This window comes from uncultured Phycicoccus sp. (assembly GCF_947495705.1).
In the GTDB taxonomy this organism is placed as follows: domain Bacteria; phylum Actinomycetota; class Actinomycetes; order Actinomycetales; family Dermatophilaceae; genus Phycicoccus.
The window spans coordinates 47,948-66,000 of sequence record NZ_CANLZR010000002.1 but is presented as its reverse complement, the minus strand read 5'-3'; the positions used below and the strand labels follow the sequence as shown (position 1 = coordinate 66,000).

Genomic DNA, 18,053 nt, shown 5'->3' with positions numbered 1-18,053 from the left:
CTAGGCTGCGAGTCGTGAGCACGCTGGCCGGGATGCTGCGGACGACGACGGACCTCGAGCCCGCGGAGTCCGAGTGGCTGCATCTGCTCGTCGGGGACTGGCAGCTCATCGCCGACCTGTCCTTCGCCGACCTCGTGCTGTGGGTCCGCGGCGGGCCCGACGGGTGGCGGGCCGTGGCGCACGTCCGGCCGAACACCGGGCCGATGGTGTTCTACGACGACATCGTCGGTCGCTCGTCCTCCCGGTCCCGGGCCGCGATGCTCGACGAGGCCGCCCGGCAGCGGCGGATCGTCGCGTCGCCGACGCCGGCCATCCGCGAGGAGATGGCGATCCGTGAGGAGGCCGTGCCCGTCGTCGCCGAGGGCCGCCTCGTCGCCGTCCTCACCCGGCACACCAACCTCACCGGTGGCCGCACCCCGAGCCGGCTCGAGCTGACGTACCGCGACCTCGCGGAAGGCCTGCTGCAGATGGTGGCGGCCGGCGAGTTCCCGGCGCCGTCGTCGCCGACGGGGCTGCGCCGGGGTGCGCCGCGGGTCGGTGACGGCGTCATCGACCTCGACGTCGACGGGGTCGTGCGCTACGCGAGCCCCAACGCGGTGTCGGCGATCCACCGGATGGGCCACCTCGGGGACGTCATCGGCGAGACGCTGGCCAAGGTCGTCGCCGACCTCGCGGCCGAGAGCGGCCGGAACGTCGACGAGTCCCTCGCTGTCGTCGTCATGGGCCGGGCCGCGTGGCGCACCGAGGTCGAGACCCGGACCGCGACCGTGACGATGCGGGCGATCCCGCTGACGACGAACGGCGTACGGCGCGGGGCGATGATCCTGCTGCGCGACGTGTCCGAGCTGCGACGCCGCGAGCAGGAGCTGCTGACCAAGGACGCGACGATCCGCGAGATCCACCACCGGGTGAAGAACAACCTGCAGACCGTGGCGGCGCTGCTGCGGCTGCAGGCGCGCCGGGTGCCCGAGGCCGGTGCCCGCTCGGCGCTCGACGAGGCGGTGCGGCGGGTGGGGACGATCGCGCTGGTCCACGAGACGCTGAGCGCCGGGTTCGACGAGATGGTGAGCTTCGACGAGATCGCGCGGCGGGGGTTCCGGGCCGTCGTCGAGGTCGCCACCACCCGGGAGCACCACGTGGAGTCGCGGTTCGTGGGGTCCTTCGGGCGGGTCCGCGCCGAGGACGCGACGGCCCTGGCGATGGTGATCTCCGAGCTCGTGCAGAACGCCGTCGAGCACGGCCTCGCGGACCGGGACGGCACCGTCACCGTCGAGGCGCAGCGGCAGCCGGCCGAGGGCGGGGACGAGCTGACGGTGACGGTGACCGACGACGGGGTGGGGCTGCCGGCGGGGTTCCGGCCGGTGCTCGCGGGTCTCGGGACCCGGATCGTCACCTCGTTCGTCCAGGACCTGCGCGGGCGGATCCGGTGGGAGAACGGGTCGCCGACGGGGACGACGGTGGTCTTCGTGGCAAAGCTACGGCCGGTCAGCGGGCGCTGACCGGCCGTCACGTGCGGGGGGTGGGGTCAGCCGGCGCGGCGGGCCCGGGCGTTACGTCGCTTGAGGGCACGGCGCTCGTCCTCGGACATGCCGCCCCAGACGCCGGCGTCCTGCCCGGACTCGATGGCCCACTTGAGGCAGGTGTCGAGAACCTCGCACCGCCGGCACACGGCCTTGGCCTCCTCGATCTGAGCGATCGCCGGGCCGGTGTTCCCGATCGGGAAGAACAGCTCGGGGTCCTCGTCGAGGCAGGCAGCGCGGTCGCGCCAATCCATGGATGGGGCTCCTTGGTCGGGGGTACTACAGAGGGGTGAAAAGGGGACCACCCGGGGCGAGGGTGGTCCTGGGTTGCGTCGCTGCAACCATGTAGCGGACGTGGTAAACGCAGACGTCCGAGTTGTTACTCTACCGTGACCCTCCCAGCGCGCCTAGGGGGATGCGCAGCACAGCCTAGGGGGATGTACCTCACGTTGTGGGGCGCAGTGTCGAGCGGATCACCCACGGTCAACGGGCGGGCCCGCCGGGGTGTTCCCGTGCGGCCGCTGGTTATCCTCGGGCGCGTGTCCGACCCTTCCCCCGTCCCCGACGCAGCGCGGGCCGTCCGGCCGGTGCACCGCGCCCGGACCGTAGCCGCGGTGCTGTGCGGGCTGGAGGCCGTGGCCCTGGTCGCCTTCGCGGGCTTCTACGTCTACGAGCTGGCCCTGGGACTGGGCACTGACCCCGCGCGTGTCGTGATGTCAGCGGTGCTCATCGTGCTGGCCGCGGCGGGGCTGGCGGTCCTGGCGCGGGGGTGGCTGCGGTGGACCCGGTGGCCGCGGACCCCCACGGTCGTCTGGCACCTGCTCCTGGTCCCGGTCGGATGGAGCGTGGCGCAGGCGGGGCGGCCGGGGCTCGGCGCCGCCGTCCTCGCGGTCGCGCTCGTCGCGCTGGGGGCGGCCTACGTCGCACCCCGCCCGGACGACACCGACGCCGACCCGGTCTGAGCCGGGGGCCGCGGGGCCACGAGCCCGAGGTCGAGTGCGTGCAGCACCGCGCCGAGCCGGTCCGCGACGCCGAGCTTGGTGTAGATGCGGCGCAGATGCACCTCCACCGTCCGCGGCGACGACCCCAGCTCACGGCCGATCCGCTGGGTGGTGTGGCCGGCGGCCAGCAGGGCGAGCACCTCGTGCTCCCGGCGGGTCAGGCTGGGCCCGCGCCCCGGGGGCGGCAGCAGGCCGGCCAGGGCGGCCAGGCCGGCGAGGCACGGCTGCAGCGTGGTGAGGCGGCGCAGCACCGGCTCGGTGAAGTCCGCCCCGGCCCGGCCGAGGGCGACGGCGGTGACGTCCAGGCCCCCGCGCAGCGGCACGGTGCACACCTGGTCGACCCCGTGGGCCTCGAGGGCGGCAGCCCGCTCCGGGGAGCCGCGCCACACCCGCCTGCCCCAGGTGCGTTCCGCCGAGCGGGGGGTGAGGTCGCCGCGGGTCGCGTCGGCGAGCAGCGCGGCGGGGACCCAGCAGGCCTCGGCGGCGCTCGCCGGGCCGCCGCGCAGGAGCAGGCCGACACGGGCGTCGGCGAGCCCGGTGAGCGCGTCGAGCATCGCGGCGCGCCGGCACGCCGGGTCGTGCGTCGCCGCCATCGCGGCGAGGAGGCCCGTGACGGCCTCGACGGTGAGGTCCCCGCTCCCCATCCCCGCAGGGTAGGGCCTCGGACCGCCCGTGACCAGGGGCTATGTCGTCACCCCGGTCCCCGGCCGCGGGCGGCCCGGCCCCGGCTCAGCCGGTGCAGTCGTACGCGGCGGCGGCGTCGATCCAGGTCATGACCATGTCCTCGGCGAGGGTCGAGCCCGCACCGAAGTACTCCAGGCCCTTGCCGTTGGCCCCGTTCGGGTTCGTCCGGCCGGTCTCCTTCGGGTCGCCGATCGTCATCTTCGCGAAGATCTTGATCCCGACCGGCATCCCCGCGGCGCGCAGGGCGTCGTAGCCGGCGTCGGAGGCCTCCGGGCAGGCGGCCTCGAAGCCGGCGAGCTCGGCCGCGCCCGCTTCGGCGCTGAAGACGAGCCAGTTCGGCGAGGACGGGCCGCTGAGGCTGTACATCGGCACGTAACAGTGGTGCGCCATCGCGGGCGCGGCGCCGAGGACGAGAGCCCCGGCCGCGGCGGTGCCGACGAGCACGCGTCGGCGAAGAGTGGTCATGACGGTCATGGTGTGTTCCCTCCTGCACAGCGGAGCCGGTCGGCCCCGACCAGCCATCGAAGCCGCTGGCGACCGGCTGCGGAATCAGGACTTCTACGTAGCCCACCCGGGCCGCATCACCGGCCGGGGTCGATGACCTGGATCGGGGTCGGGGCCCCGGCAAGGACGAGCACGCCCCGCCCCGGTTGGGCCGGCGCGGGGACCGCGAGGCGACGGATGCCGACGACGTCCCCGTCGCCGGGGTCGGGCTGGAGGAGCAGGGCGAGGCGGTGGCGGGCGGCGTCGACGTCGAGCCCGCGGAAGCGGGTGCGCAGGGCCGAGGTGGTGGTCGCGACGACGACCGCGCCCCCGTCCCGGTCGGCGAGGTCGGCGACCTCGATGAGCACCGGGAGGATCGCCGCACCGTCGAGCCGGTCCGCGTCGTCGACGAGCACGAGGAGGTCCGGGTGGTCGCGCCGGAGCGCGACGAGGACGTCGACGTCGTCGGGGCGCAGGGCGGGCCACGAGCCGTCGGGGCGCGACCGGGGAGGCCGGGGCCTGCCCCGGACCAGGACGACCGGCCGGCCGACGTCCGCGGCCGAGCGGGCGAGGACGTCGAGGGCGCTGGACCGGCCGGAGCCCGGGGCCCCGGCGACGAGCAGGCGGCGGCCGTGCGTGGCCGGGACCCAGGCCCAGGGCTCACCCGTGGGGCCCGCGATGCCGAGCGGCAGCGCCCTGGCGTCGTCCGCCGCCACCGGCCGGGCGTCCTCGCGGCGCACCGAGGGGGGGAGGGGCCGGAACCGCCATGGCGGCGGCCCGTCGCCCGGGCCCGCGCCCCGGACCAGGGCCGCGAGATCGGCCTCGCCGGGACGGGCGAGCTGGACCTCCAGGCCGTCGCCGGCCCGGACCGCCCGACCGGGGCGACCCGGGGGCACGGCCAGGCCGACCGGCAGCCCCAGGAGCGCGGTGTCGAGAGGGTCCAGCTGGCCGAGGGCCAGGACCTCCCCGCCGAGCGCCGACCACGTCGACCGCAGCAGCTCGCGCCCGCCCGAGACAGCGACGACGAGGCCGCACGCCGCACCGTCGCGCGCCACCCGGAGCAGGTCCTGCGACACCGGAGTCGGGTCGTGCGGGTCGTCGAGGTCGGTCAGCCGGTCCCAGCCGTCGACGACGAGGAGCGTCGTGACCGCCGTCGCGCTCGGCCCCGGGGGCCTCCGCCGGGTCACCGCGTCGAGGTGCTCGACCAGCGCCCGGACCGCGGCGTCGTCGTCGAGGCGCGCGAGGGTGCCCAGGTGGGGCAGGGCTGCGAGGTCGTCGTGCTCGTCACCGCGGGCCAGCACGTGTACGTGCAGCGCGGACCGGGGGAGGCTGCCGCAGGCCGCGACGACGAGGGCCCGCAGGGCCGTGCTGCGCCCACTGCGCGGAGTGCCGACGACGCGCCAGAGGGGCACGGCAGGCGTCCAGGTGAGCGCCGTCCGGCGCTGCCGGTCGGGGTCGTCGACGAGGCCGACACCACCGGGTCCCACCGACCCCGGGCTCACCAGATCCGGGAGGGGCGGCAGCCAAGCCTTGCGCGGCGGGGTGCCACCGCTGCGGCGGTGGGCCGCTGCGACGACCGCGACGACGGCGGCGGTCTCGGCGGCGCGGTCGTCGAGACCGCCGCCGGTGACCGGGGCGCCGCCTGCCGCACCGCGGATCGCGACCGTCGGCCCGCCCGGGCGCGCGGGCCGCACCAGAGCGGTCTGGAAGGTGCGCAGGACGCCGTCGCCACCTCGCGCGACCGCCCGTCCGGGTGTCTCGCCCGGCAGCTCGGCCGCTGCCGGGTCGTCGACGACGCTGACCGAGTCGGCCCGGTCGCGCACCCGGAAGGCGACTCGGAGGTTGACGTTCGCGTGGACCTCTGGGGTGACGGCCCCGCTCGGCCGCTGGGTCGCGAGCACGAGGTGGATGCCGAGGGACCGGCCCTGGGCTGCGAGGCGGACGAGCCCACGGACGAAGTCCGGCAGCTCGTCGACGAGGGTCCGCAGCTCGTCGACGACGACGACGAGCCGCGGGAGCGGCTGCAGCCCCGGGCGGCTCCGGTAGTCGGCGAGGTCGCCGGCGCCGACCTCCGCGAGCAGGCGCTCGCGCCGGCGGACCTCCGCGGTGAGCGACCTCAGCACCCGGCCGACGAGGTGGTCGTCGAGGTCGGTGACGAGGCCGACGACGTGCGGGAGCGACGCGCAGGGGCCGAACGCCGCCCCGCCCTTGAAGTCGACGAGCAGGACCGTCAGGTCCGCGGGCGGTGAGCCGAGCGCCAGGCCGGTGACGAGCGTGCGCAAGAACTCGGACTTGCCCGACCCGGTCGTGCCGCCCACCAGGACGTGCGGGCCGTCCGCCTCGAGGTCGATGGCGTGGGTGCCGGCCGTGCCGACGCCCACCGCCGCGACCGGGCCGCGCGCGGCCGCCCAGCCCGCGAGGACCGCCTCGGTGCTGATCGGGAAGGGGTGCAGGTCGGGCAGGTCGACGCTGGTGGGCAGGGCGCCCCCGTCGCCATTGGACTCCCGCAGCGGCGCGAGGGCCCGGGCGAGCCGGTCCCGCCAGGGCGCCCCCACCCCGTCGACGACGAGCCGCACCGCCCCGTCCGGCAGGTGCAGGACCCCGCCGCCGCCGGCGGTCGTCTCGAGGACGCCTCCGCAGCCGTCGGGGAGGTCGCCGCGGCTGCGGGCCGCCAGGACGGCCACGCCCCTGGCGGCCAGGGCCCGCGCGACCAGCGCGGGCACGTCCGGGACGTCGGCGGCGTCCTCGACGGCGAGCACCGGGCGGCCCGCGCCGGTGACGTGGGGGGCCAAGTGGCTCCAGGGGTGCAGGCCGGCGGCAGCAGGGCGCGCGCCGGAATGCCGGAGGAGCAGCCGGGTCGGGGGCGAGCGGACGAGCAGCTGGCCGAGCACGGCCGCCAGCACGGGAGTGGTCCGCTGGGCGGGCCCGGTGACCCCGAGGCAGCGGACGGCCTCGAGGTCGGCGAGGACGGGGACGTGCCGGGCCGTGCCAGGGGCGACCTCGCCGCCCTCGGCCCACATGGCGCGAGAGGGGACGTCGCCGAGGCCGAGGCGCACCACGAGGTCGTGCGGCCCCGACCACAGGCCGGGGAGGCGGTGCTCGGCCCGTCGCAGGATCTCGTCCGGGTCGGGGCGGGCGAGGAGGCGGGCGCGGCACTCGTGCGCGACCGCGTCCTCGAACCGACGGCGCGCCAGCGCCCTCGCCACCACATGCTCGGCGCGGATCCGCGCCCGGCGCCGTCGGCTGCCGACCCGGTCGGCGAGGCCGGTGGCGAGCAGTGCGACCGGCCCGATGAGCGCGAAGGCCAGCAGATGCGGGCCGAGGAAGACGGCCAGGACGGCGACGACCGGGACGGGGGCGAGGGCCGCGACCCAGGGGATCCGGGTGCGAGGTGGCTCGGCCGGCGGGGCCGGGGCCTCCACCCGGACGTCGGGCACGTCCGGCGCGGGGACGCACCCGGGGGACACCAGCACCGTCCCGTCCCCGGGGTGCACCACCGGGGTTCCGGGGCCCGGTGCCCGGCGGAGCCTCAGCGTGCTCGCCCCGATGACGACCGTGGAGCCGGTGTCGATGGCGACGCGACCGCCGACGGGCTCGCCGTCGACGCTCACGCCGTTCGTCGACCCGAGGTCGGTGACGAACACGCCGTCGGCACCGACGTCGACCCGGGCGTGTGAGCGGCTGAGCGACGGGTCGGCCAGGGACATCCCGCGCTGGGGGGACCGGCCGACCTCCAGCCCCGGTGGTGCCAGCGGATGGCTGCGCCCGGCGTCGGGGCCGCCGACGCACACGAGAGACAGCACCGGCCGCGGGCGGTCCCCTGCACCACCCGCGGCCGGACCCGTGGCACCCGGTGCGCCGAGGACCGCCACCGACACCCCGTCGAGCAGGGGCGGGTGGCCCACGAGCGACTCGTCGGGGAGCGGACGGCCGGCGACGGCGAGACCCGCGACCGGCATCCGCAGGTGGTCGGCCAGCGCAGCGCGCAGCCGCCCGACGTTCGCGCCGCCACGGGCCTCGACGACGAGGTCCACGGGGGCCGGGCGACGCCTCGGCACGTGGACCGTCATCCGGATCTCCATGCCGCACCACACTAGGCATCCCGGCCGACCCCGCCGGGAAGTTATCCACAGGTCGCCAGGCGACGGGGAGTGGCCGGAGGCCGCGGAGCCGGGGGGTCGCCAAGGCGCCCGGGGAGCGGTAACGTGACGGGCTTCGCGGGCCCCGTTCCGCGTCCTGAGGTGGTGTTGGTCATGCCCATCCGTACACGCAGCACGTCCGTGGCGCGGGCCGCAGGGGCCATCGTCGTGACCGCGTCCTTCGTCGCGGCGGCGTCGGCCCCGGCCCTGGGAGCCCCCGACCGTGCCGGGTTCCTCACCGGGGAGGACCCCTACATCACGCTGGCTCCGGGCGTACCCAAGGGGGCGTCCGTGACCCCGATCATCTCCTCCGGCGACACCCTCGGCGCCTTCGAGTTCCAGGGTCTGCCCGACGGCATCGGGGTGCGCTCGGGGGAGGCCCCGCACACCGTCGAGGTGTACGTGGCGCACGAGCAGACGACGGTGCCCTTCCGCGGCACGGCCGACTTCGAGGACGCCTCGGTCGCCAAGCTCACGCTGAGCACCGTCGGCGGCAAGGGGCGCGGTGGCGTCCTCGCCGCCGAGGTCGCGCTCGGCCCGGAGGTCGGCTTCCTCCGCTTCTGCTCGGCCGAGATGGTCGGCCCCGCCGAGGGCTTCGACACCGACGTCTTCGTCACCGGTGAGGAGACCGACGACGCGGGGCTCGCGGTGCCGGCCGGGGCGCCCTACGGGCCCGACCCGTTCCCCGGTGACGGGACCCGCCAGGGCGGGTACGCCGTCGTCCTCGACACCGCCACCGGCGAGTCCACGAGCGTCGCCGGCATGGGCCGGCTCAACCACGAGAACACCATCGCCCTCCCCGGGTACGACGAGATCGCGATGCTGACGACCGACGACACGTTCAACCGGCCCTCGGCCCAGGTGTACCTGTACCGGGCGGCCGACCAAGCCGGGGTCTTCGCCGACGACGGGCATCTGTGGGCGTTCCGGGTCACCGGCAAGAACGGTGCCCCCGTCGACCCGGCGGACCCGTTCAACGGCGCCAACGACTACGGCGACGTCCGGCCCGGGGACGACCTCACCGGCGAGTTCATCCCCGTCCCCGACGACATCGCGCGCGGCCAGACGGGCGCGCTGCCGCAGGCCGCGCTCGAGTCGTGGTCGAACGCGCACAACGTCTTCCAGTTCGTGCGGGCCGAGGACATCGCGTACGACAAGAACGACCCGCACGTGGTCTACATGGCCGACACCGGCGGTGGCGGCGTGGTGCCGGACCCGGCCACCGGGCGGCTCGCCCGCGGTCCGGGGGCCGGCGTCTCGCCGAACGGTGCCGTCTTCCGGTTCGAGTTCGACCACGACGACCCGACCGTGGTCACGAGCTTCGGCAAGCTCGCCCAGGGCGACGACCCGGGTGCCGGCGCCTACGTCCCGTTCGTCAGTCCCGACAACCTCGACACGAGCCGGAACAGCCTCATGGTCCAGGAGGACGCCGACGACGCGAAGGTGTGGCAGCACCGGCTGCGGCAGGGCACCTGGGCGCCGGTGGCGACCGTGAACGACCCCGACGGCGAGTCCAGCGGCATCGTCGACGTGTCGGCGTGGTTCGGCGGCGGCACCTGGCTGCTCGACGTGCAGGGCCACGGCCGCAACGTCCGGGAGAGCCTCCAGGACGGCGTGCTGCGCAAGCTCGAGTCAGGCCAGCTCATGCTGCTGAAGGTCCCGGGCTCCTGACCTGGCACGCGGCGCCCCGCTGACGGGGCACGAGCGATCGGAGTCGCTGCATGAAGCCGCAGCTCAACCACCTCATCGTCTGGGCGAGCGACCGCCGGGTCGCCGCCGAGTTCTTCGCCGACATCACGGCGATGGGACCGCCGACCGAGTTCGGTCACTTCACGCAGGTCGAGACCGGAGCGGCGTCACGCTCGACTTCGCCGACTCGGACGGCACCGCGAGCGGCATGCACCTCGCGTTCCTGGTCACCGAGCGTCAGTTCGACGAGATCGTCGGCCGGATCAAGGCCGAGGAGCTCCCGTACTGGGCCGACCCTCGCCGGTCACAGCCGGGCCGGATCAACCACCACGACGGGGGACGCGGCGTCTACTTCAGCGATCCGAACACCGACGTCGGGTGGGAGATCATCACGAGGCCGTACGGATCCGGCCCCGACGAGACGTCATCACGAGGATGAGGTCTGTCCGCGGCGCGCGGGCTTCCCTACGAGGGGCACTCGAGGGTGTGCAGGTACTGCTCGCACTCTGCGGGCGTGAGGGAGCGGTGGACCCTGTCGCGTGCGATGGCGACGAGCTCGGCCGGGTCCAGAGCCCAGATGCGGACGACGTCGTCCGGTTGCGAGGCGGTGGCCAGCCGCCGACCGTCCCGGGAGAAGGCGACGTTGTCGATCCCCGCCGCCAGCCTCGGGAGTCGGAGGACGGTCTCGCCGGTGGTGGCGTCGTAGAGCGCCGTGGCACCGTCCGCACCGGCGACGGCGACGGTGGTGCCGTCGGGGCTGAAGGCCATGTCGACGATGTTCGCGGTGTGACCGCCGAGGCTCGACACGTGCTCCTTCGAGGCGGCGTCGTAGACCTCGACCGTGGCGTGGAACGTCCTCGTCGCGAGCAGGGTGCCGTCGGGTGAGTACGCGTGCCTGTCCCCGATCGGGACGTCCCACCTCTCGACCGTGTCGGACTGCCAGTCCCAGAGCAGCAACCTCCCGTCGGTCGCCCCTCCGGGCGTCGGGTTGGCCTCGACGACGCTGACCACGCGTCCGCCGGGGGCGAACTTGGGGCCCGACAGCAGCGGCCTGCCCGGCTCCGCGCCGCGGAAGGCCAACACCGCCCCGTCGATGCCGAGGACCGCAACGCCACTGTCCGTCGCGAAGGCGAGCCGCTGGTCGTCCTGGCTGAACGAGGGACGGTGCAGCCACCCCCCGGGAGCCTCGTCGAAGAGCTCCTCGCCGGTACGCAGGTCCCACAGCCGCGCGGTGATGCCACCACCCGCCGCCAGCATCGTCCCGTCCGGACTGATGGTGATCTCCCGAACGGCGTCCGGCGATCGCCCCGGCTCCGCGGGGACGAGACGCTGTACCTCGCTCTGGTCGCTCGTGTCCCAGACCGTGACCGACCCCTCGCCGCTGGTCGTCGCGACGTGCCCGTCCGGCGTGAACGCGACATCGCTCCAGGTGGACGAGTTCGCCGGCACGTTGGCCACCTCGGCGTCACCACCGATACCGAGGTCCCAGACGGTGACGGCGCCGATGTTCTCCTGGCCACTCAGCAGCCGGAGGCCGTCGGGAGAGAAGGAGAGCCCGTTGATCGGTCCGGTCGCGCCACCGGCGAGAACGAACGCAGGCTCGACCGCGCGGGTGGTGACGTCGAACACGTGCACGGCGCCGTCGACCCCAGCGGCTGCCAGCCGGTCCGAGTCGGGTGACCAGGCCAGGCTGCGGGCCACGCTGACCATCTGGTCCACCACGTGCACGGTGTCACCGGTCCGGGCATCGCGGATCCGCACGGTGGCGTCGTCTCGGGCAGCCGCCAGCCAGGAGCCGTCGGGGCTGTAGCGCACCGTGCCCACCGGCTCGTCACGGTCCGGGATGAGGTACTCGATGCTCCCGGTCCGCACGTCCAGGACCCGGGCGTCCGTCTCGCCGTAGGTCGAGACGGCGACGGACCGACCGTCCGGGCTCAGTGACGTCCATGCAGGTCCTTCCGGGACCTCGAGCTCGACGACGTCACCGCCCGAGGCGGCGTCCACGACCCGGACCACACCCTCGTCCGTCCACGCTGCGGAGAGTCGCCCCGAGTCGGCGGCGAAGGACGGGCCCCGCACCTCCTCGGTGCCGAGCACCTCCGCCACGAGCCGGCCGTCGGCCGCGTCCCACACGCGCAGTGCGCCGTCGTCGCCGGTGGTGGCGAGCAGGCCGTCGGGGCCGAACGCGACGTCGTTGACGTCGATCTCGTGACCGACGAAGGAGAGCACCGACTCCCCGGTGTCGGCGTCACGGATGTCGACGAGGCCGGAGTCCTCCGGGCCCTCGGTGACGAACACATTGCCGCCCGGGGCCCAGGCCACGGGGCCGCCCAGCCCCGGCACGACGAGGTCGATCCTGGAGGAGGTGACCGCGGTGTGGAGGGCCTCGAGGGCCTCGCGCTCGGGGGCCTCGGTGCCGCCTTCCGAGAGGCGGGCGGCCTCGAGCCCGAGCAGGATGGCGAGCTGGGGGTCACTCTCGGCCGCCGCTCGGGAGGCGGCGGACAGCTCGCGCACCTGGGCGACCAGAGCCTGTGCGTCGGCGCGCCGTCCTTCCTGGAGCGCGACGGCTCCGGCGCCGAGGGCAACGACGAGCACTGCGGCGACTCCTCCGAGCGCGAGCCTGAGGCGGCGGTTGGCGCGCCGCTGCTCGCGCAGCCGCTCCTCCGCGGACCTGGACTCCTCGTCCGCCAGTGCCTTCCCCTCCTCGAGGAAGGCCCGTTCCGTCGGGGTCAGCTCGGCGCTCGTCTCCCCGCGCCACTCGAGTGCTCTCACCAGCCGGGTGCCCCGGTACAGCTCACTCGGCGGACGACCCATGGCCTCCCAGGAGGCCGACGCGACGGTGAGATGCCGCAGGATGCGCTGCCCCTCGACGTCCTCGTCGAGCCAGCTGCGAAGCCGCGGCCAGGCTGCGATCAGGGACTCGTGGGCGAGCTCGACCACCTTCCCGTCGCTGGTCACCAGGCGCGCCGCGACCAGGACCTCGACCAGCGACTCCCATGGGCTGCCGCCCGGGATGACCCGGCGGGGGAGGGGACTGCGGACCGCGTGGTCGTCCGTGGAGGTGACCAGCCGGAGCAGGAGCTCGCGCAGTCCCTGTCGCTGCTCCGCGTCGAGACCCTGGTAGACGTTCTCTGCGGTGCGGGCTACGGCTCCGCGGATCCCTCCGGCGGCGCGGTATCCGGCCACGGTCAGGGTCCGTCCTTCCCGCTGGCCCCAGGTCTGCGCCAGGGCGTGCGAGAGCAACGGCAGGGCGCCGGGCTCGTGGGAGACCTCCTCCACCAGCAGGTCCACCAGGCCGGGCTCGAGGAGGAGCCCCGCCCGTCGCGCCGGCCCCTCGATGGCGGAGCGCAGGTCAGGCTCGCTCATCGGTGCCAGGAGGTACAGGCCACGCTCCACCAGCCGGGCGAAGTCGCGGTGCTCCGTGAGCTCCCCGAGGCGGTCCGCGCGCAGCGCGGCCACGACGGCGGCGCCGGAGGCGGTGTGTCCCACGACGGCGTCCAGGAAGGCGCTGCGTTGCCGACCGTCCCGACAGACCGTCACGAGCTCCTCGACCTGGTCGACCACGAGCGTCCGCGAGGTCCCGATCACCCCCGCGTCGGTCAGCGCGGCGACAGGGTGGGCACCCGGGGAGATGATCGCGACGTCGTCCCCGTCACGCTGGGCGGCCGCAGCGACCCCGGCGCGCACGAGCGACGACTTGCCCGCGCCGGACGGACCCACCACGACGAGGGCCCCCTCACGGTCGAGGATGGCGTGGCACGCCTCGATGTCGCCGTCCCGTCCGAAGAAGTCCTCCGCCTGGTCGATCCCGTAGGGCAGCAGGCCGCGGTACGGGCACACCGGCGATGCGCTCTCGGCGGGGCGAGGCGTGAGCGACGGGTCCTGGTCCAGGATCGCCCGCTCCAGGGCCAGCAGGTCCGGACCGGGGTCGAGCCCGAGCTCGCCGACCAGCACCGTCCGGGCCCGCCGCAGTGTGGCCAGTGCCTCGCCCTGGCGTCCGGCCTGGTACTGCGCCCGCGCCAACAGTCCCCACCGCGGTTCCCGGAGGGGCTGAGCGGTGACCAGCGCGGCCGCTTCGGGGAGGACCTCCCGCCAGGCTCCCGCTCGGAGTGAGGCCTCCACCCTGAGCTCCTCGGCGTCGTGGTGGAGCGCCTCCAGGCGGCCGGTGGCGGCCGCCGCGGGCTCCCAGTGCTCGAGGTCGGTGAAGGCCGGGCCGCGCCACAGCCCGAGGGCCTGCGTGAGGGTGAACCGGGCACGCTCCGGTTCGCCGAGCGTCAGCAGCTCCTCACCCCGGCGGACCAACCGCTCGAAGCGGACGGCGTCGATCTCCTCGTCGGGGAGTGCGAGGACGTAACCGTGGTCGGTCGTGGCGACCGACTCCGGGCCGAGGAGCCTGCGGATGCGGACGACGCAGCCCTGCACCACCTTGTGCCACGTCGCCGGCGGGGACTCGCCCCAGATGGCGTCCGCCAGCCGGGCGGCGCTCACCGCTTCATGCGGCTGCATCGCGAGCGCCGCCAGGACTATCCGGTCTCTCGGCGCGACCCGCGCGGCGTTGCCGTCGAGCGACACCGGACCGAGCACGTTCACGCCCATATATCGAGGGTCACGGCCCGGCCGCGAGCCGTCAACACCGTCGTTACCGTGCCGTTACCGCACGTCAGGGCCAACACCACCGCCGCGGCGCGCCACCCCTGCGGGCCCGAGGTGGCGTGCAGGGCCCTGCGCACGACTCACTCAGCGGTGGAGGGGCGTGCGCCTGTGCGGCGTCATCGGGTCGCGCTGGTGCAGCTGGGCGAGTCGCCGGCCGCCGGCGAGCGCGTTCCCGAGCAGGTCCCGGGTCGTCCACCGCGTCACGGGGCGGCGTTCGGCGGGAGGCATGGCGCTTCTTCCCAGTGCTGCGAAGAAGGCGAGGAGGACAACGACGAACATCACGGTGGGAAGCATGAGATCGCTCCTTTTCGGTCGCGGACCCTGGTGATCCGATGGGGACAGGTGTCTCTCGACCCGGTGTCGTCGCCGCGTCACGCGGTATCGGCTCGGAAACAGTCGTCGGGGCCGGCCTGGTCACGGTCCGCCGGCAACCAGGACGGGTCCACGGATCAGCGCTGGACTCCGTTCCACCAGCACCTGACGACACGCCAGTCACTTGGGAAACGACTTGTCCACAGGCTCGACCGCCCGGGGTGCGGATCGGCGGGCGGTGCGGTTCGCTGGGCGTGCACGACATGGACGGGGGTGGGGCCTGCGTCCGAAGGGGAGGGGGTTGCATGGATGCCGGCCACACGCTCGAGGGCGAGGTGCGCGAACTGATCCGCCGGTCGGGGCTGGACCCCGCGCGGGACGAGGCCGCGGTGCGCAGCCTCGTGCGCGACGCCGTCACCGACTACGACGAGCGGTCGATGCACGGCGGGCTCCCGCTGCTCGACGACCTCGACTCCATGGCGAAGACGCTGTGGGACACCGTGGCCGGATACGGGCCGCTGCAGCAGTACTTCGACGACCCGCGGGTCGAGGAGATCTGGGTCAACGAGCCGTCCCGGGTGTTCGTCGCGCGCGACGGAGTGGCCGAGCTGACGACGACGCTGCTCACCCGCGACCAGGTCCGTGACCTCGTCGAACGGATGCTCAAGTCGTCGGGGCGGCGCGTCGACCTCAGCTCCCCGTTCGTCGACGCGGTCCTGCCCGACGGCAGCCGGCTGCACGTCGTCATCCCCGACATCAGCCGGGAGCACTGGTTCCTCAACATCCGCAAGTTCGTCGTCAAGGCCGACTCGCTCGACGACCTCGTCCGCCTCGGCACCCTGACGGCCCAGGCGGCCCGGTTCCTCGAGGCCGCCGTGGTGTCGGGGCTCAACATCCTCGTGGCGGGCGGAACCCAAGCAGGAAAGACGACCCTTCTGAACTGCCTCGCCGCCGCAGTGCCCGCGCGCGAGCGCCTGGTCACCTGCGAGGAGGTCTTCGAGCTGCGCATCCCGCACCGGGACGTCGCTGCCATGCAGTGTCGGCAGTCGTCACTCGAGGGGACGGGGGAGATCCCCCTGCGTCGCCTCGTGAAGGAGGCGCTGCGGATGCGGCCCTCGCGGATCATCGTCGGCGAGGTCCGCCAGGCCGAGAGCCTCGACCTGCTCATCGCGCTGAACAGCGGGCTGCCGGATATTGTCAATAGACAATTCACTGTGACATACTGCCTAGATGAGCCAGCGCGCCGCGATCTACTGCCGCATATCCGAGGACCGCACGGGCGCTGGCCTTGGTGTCGAGCGTCAGCGCGAGGACTGCGAGCGCCTAGCCGAGCGTCTCGGCGTAGCGGTTGTGGCGACGTACACCGACAACGACGTATCCGCGTACTCAGGGCGCACGAGGGCCGGCTATGTCGCGCTGCTCGATGCAATGCGGGCCGGCGACGTCGATGTCGTGCTCTCGTGGCATGAGGACCGCCTACACCGGTCCCCGCGTGAGCTCGAGGACTACATCGACGCGTGCGAACCTCGTGCGGTTGTGACGCACTTTGCCCAAGCGGGACAGCTCGACCTGTCGAGCGCGTCGGGTCGCATGACTGCACGAATCCGCGGGGCGGTGTCACGGCAGGAGTCCGAGCACAAGTCGGAGCGCATCCGGCGCGCACAACTACAGGCCGCCCAGGCAGGCAAGTGGCTCGGGGGGGCGCCACCGTTCGGATGGCGCGTGCAAGCCGATGGGTCGGCCACGCTGAACCGGGCCGAGGCCCGGGAGGTCCGCAAGGCGTCCGAGGCGATATTGGCCGGGGCGTCGTTAGGCAGCATCGTGGCCGACCTGAACCGGCGAGGCGTCACCACGTCGACCGGGAGGCCGTGGAACTACACGAGTCTGCGGCAGGTTCTGGAGCGGCCGAGGAATGCGGGGCTATCCATGCTGCGCGGGGAGGTGGTCGGCAAGTCGACGTGGCCGGCGATTGTCAGTGAATCGACGTGGCGCGGGGTGTGCGCCGTGCTGCGCGACCCGAGCCGCAAGCGCTCGACAAGCAACCGGGTGCGGCACCTCCTGGCCGGCATCGCAACCTGTGGCGCCGAAGGGTGCGGGCTGCCGCTCAAATCGGCGTCAGTCACGACAAGCAGGCCGGGCACCTATCGCACGGTCTACCGATGCCCAGCCACCGGCCCGGGCCACGTCGCCCGAGACGCCGACGCCCTGGAGGCGCACGTGGTCGGGGTGCTGCTCGGGGTGCTGTCGAAGCCGGAGAACGCGCCCGCCCTGGCGGGAGAGGATGCCGCGACGTCGCCCGAGGCGCTAAGGCTTGAGGCTGTCGCACTGCGGGCACAGATGGGGGAGGCCGCGGACATGTACGCAGAAACGAAGATCACCGGGGCCCAGCTCGCCAAGATCAACGCGCGGCTACAGGAACGGTTGGACGACGCCGAGGCCGCAATGGCTCGGACTGCCCGGGGCAGCGCCCTGGCGTGGTTCGCCGGCCGTGACCCGGTGAAGGTTTGGAAGTCGCTCAGCATCGACCGCAAACGCGACGTAGTGCGCGAGGTGATGACCGTTAGAGTGCTGCCGTCCGGGCGCCGGGGCAAGGTCTATGACCCTGACCTAGTCAGGATCGAGCCGAGGGGGCAGCAGTGAGTAGGCGACAGCGCACGCCGCGCCCGATCCCCGACGCGATCCGCTTTGACATTGAGTGCGACGGCTCGCGGTCGCATAGCGTTCGCCGAATCGCTCGGGTTCGCCTCACTCCCCGCCCCGACCTGGGCGACCTGAACGGCGGATATGCCGTGCGCGTCGAGTATGTGCGCGTCGACGACGACCCTGAGGACAACGACCGCACTTTTCCCGTGCGCCCGGCAGGTTCGCTGAGTCACATGACCCGTGCCTTTCCCTGCCGCGACTGCGGCCGGGACAAGAAGCTGCGTGACGTGAATGTCGTTGCCCTTGGACTGAAGTTGGCCGAGGTGGGGGCGCGCCGAGTGCGGTTGCGTGAGATCCCGTAGAGCGGGGTGCGCTATACTTAGCAACGAATAGCGCAAGCCGGTCAGGTATGGCCGTTCACAAATCCACTTGAAGCGCCTCCAGTAGAGGTGGGAAACCACTTGCCCGGAGGCCATTTTCATGGGCTGGACCAAGACCCGATCCCAGATCGCACATGCCAAGAAGCGCGATCCCAACGCCGACGTAACCGAGCTGCGACGACTCCTCAAGGCTGAGCGCCTCGAGGAGCACATCGCCAAGCGAGTAGCCGAGTGGCCGCCGCTGTCGCAGGCTCAACTTGACCGGCTGAGCATCCTCCTCCGCGGCGGTGATGTCGCGTGACTGGCCCCCCGGGCAGCGAACAGCGGCCCCGGCAGAGGACCGAGACCGCTGAAGTTCGCTGGGCTGGCGACTCCTCAAGTGTACGACGGCTGCACGTCCCGCCGCTGGCAACGTTCTCGCCCGGCGACGCGATCCGTGCCGAACTGGGCTGGCTTGCACGGCCTCCCGCGGTGTCCTGTCCTTGGTGCCACGCCGACCCGGGTGAGCCCTGCCTGTCCGCCAGTGGTCGCCGGCCGGTCCGCTCCCGC

Annotated in this window: 13 protein-coding genes and 1 pseudogene; 8 read left to right on the top strand and 6 right to left on the bottom strand. The window is 73.8% G+C overall.

Annotation, left to right across the window (positions count from 1 at the left end):
• Positions 1 to 14: 14 nt before the first annotated feature.
• Positions 15 to 1,499 (top strand): sensor histidine kinase, encoded by a 1,485-nt coding sequence (locus tag Q0963_RS03655; RefSeq protein WP_299442685.1) that lies wholly within the window; start codon positions 15 to 17, stop codon positions 1,497 to 1,499.
• A 26-nt stretch (positions 1,500 to 1,525) separates the two neighbouring features.
• Here Q0963_RS03655 and Q0963_RS03650 read toward each other — a convergent pair whose 3' ends face one another.
• Positions 1,526 to 1,774, bottom strand: a complete 249-nt coding sequence (locus tag Q0963_RS03650; protein ID WP_030527568.1) for a WhiB family transcriptional regulator — start codon at positions 1,772 to 1,774, stop codon at positions 1,526 to 1,528.
• 285 nt (positions 1,775 to 2,059) lie between these two features.
• On the opposite strand from Q0963_RS03650, the gene Q0963_RS03645 reads away from it, so the two are divergent.
• Positions 2,060 to 2,482: a hypothetical protein gene (locus Q0963_RS03645; protein ID WP_299442674.1), complete on the top strand. Its 423-nt coding sequence runs from the start codon at positions 2,060 to 2,062 to the stop codon at positions 2,480 to 2,482.
• Here the strand turns inward: Q0963_RS03645 and Q0963_RS03640 are convergent.
• The 3 genes from Q0963_RS03640 to Q0963_RS03630 all read right to left on the bottom strand — a co-directional run bounded on the left by Q0963_RS03640 (position 2,437) and on the right by Q0963_RS03630 (position 7,770).
• On the bottom strand, positions 2,437 to 3,165 hold the full coding sequence (locus Q0963_RS03640; RefSeq protein WP_299442671.1) for a helix-turn-helix transcriptional regulator: 729 nt from the start codon (positions 3,163 to 3,165) through the stop codon (positions 2,437 to 2,439). The two genes, Q0963_RS03645 and Q0963_RS03640, sit on opposite strands and share 46 nt — an antisense overlap.
• An 85-nt stretch (positions 3,166 to 3,250) precedes the next feature.
• A complete protein-coding gene (locus tag Q0963_RS03635) occupies positions 3,251 to 3,670 on the bottom strand; it encodes a hypothetical protein (protein WP_299442668.1) in 420 nt (139 codons plus the stop codon).
• Positions 3,671 to 3,786: 116 nt separating this feature from the next.
• Entirely contained in the window at positions 3,787 to 7,770 is a 3,984-nt protein-coding gene (locus Q0963_RS03630; protein ID WP_299442665.1) for an FtsK/SpoIIIE domain-containing protein, read from the bottom strand.
• Between the two features lie 171 nt (positions 7,771 to 7,941).
• On the opposite strand from Q0963_RS03630, the gene Q0963_RS03625 reads away from it, so the two are divergent.
• A complete protein-coding gene (locus Q0963_RS03625) occupies positions 7,942 to 9,498 on the top strand; it encodes a hypothetical protein (protein WP_299442662.1) in 1,557 nt (518 codons plus the stop codon).
• Between the two features lie 226 nt (positions 9,499 to 9,724).
• Positions 9,725 to 9,955, top strand: coding sequence for a hypothetical protein (locus Q0963_RS03620; RefSeq protein ID WP_299442660.1), 231 nt, complete (start codon positions 9,725 to 9,727; stop codon positions 9,953 to 9,955).
• A gap of 26 nt (positions 9,956 to 9,981) precedes the next feature.
• On the opposite strand, the gene Q0963_RS03615 is transcribed toward Q0963_RS03620, so the two are convergent.
• Positions 9,982 to 14,112, bottom strand: coding sequence for a BTAD domain-containing putative transcriptional regulator (locus tag Q0963_RS03615; protein ID WP_299442657.1), 4,131 nt, complete (start codon positions 14,110 to 14,112; stop codon positions 9,982 to 9,984).
• Between the two features lie 141 nt (positions 14,113 to 14,253).
• A complete protein-coding gene (locus Q0963_RS03610; protein ID WP_299442654.1) occupies positions 14,254 to 14,463 on the bottom strand; it encodes a hypothetical protein in 210 nt (69 codons plus the stop codon).
• Between the two features lie 323 nt (positions 14,464 to 14,786).
• Here Q0963_RS03610 and Q0963_RS03605 point away from each other — a divergent pair.
• The 4 genes and pseudogenes from Q0963_RS03605 to Q0963_RS03590 all read left to right on the top strand — a co-directional run.
• Positions 14,787 to 15,671, top strand: a pseudogene (locus tag Q0963_RS03605) (CpaF family protein); the annotation flags it as partial.
• A 40-nt stretch (positions 15,672 to 15,711) separates the two neighbouring features.
• Positions 15,712 to 17,121 carry a recombinase family protein gene (locus Q0963_RS03600; protein ID WP_299442651.1) on the top strand — a complete coding sequence of 470 codons (1,410 nt, stop codon included), beginning with the start codon at positions 15,712 to 15,714 and terminating at the stop codon, positions 17,119 to 17,121.
• Positions 17,118 to 17,486 (top strand): hypothetical protein, encoded by a 369-nt coding sequence (locus Q0963_RS03595; RefSeq protein ID WP_299442648.1) that lies wholly within the window; start codon positions 17,118 to 17,120, stop codon positions 17,484 to 17,486. Before Q0963_RS03600 ends, Q0963_RS03595 begins: the two co-directional genes overlap by 4 nt.
• A 118-nt stretch (positions 17,487 to 17,604) precedes the next feature.
• Positions 17,605 to 17,805 carry a hypothetical protein gene (locus Q0963_RS03590; RefSeq protein ID WP_299442646.1) on the top strand — a complete coding sequence of 67 codons (201 nt, stop codon included), beginning with the start codon at positions 17,605 to 17,607 and terminating at the stop codon, positions 17,803 to 17,805.
• Positions 17,806 to 18,053: the final 248 nt, after the last annotated feature.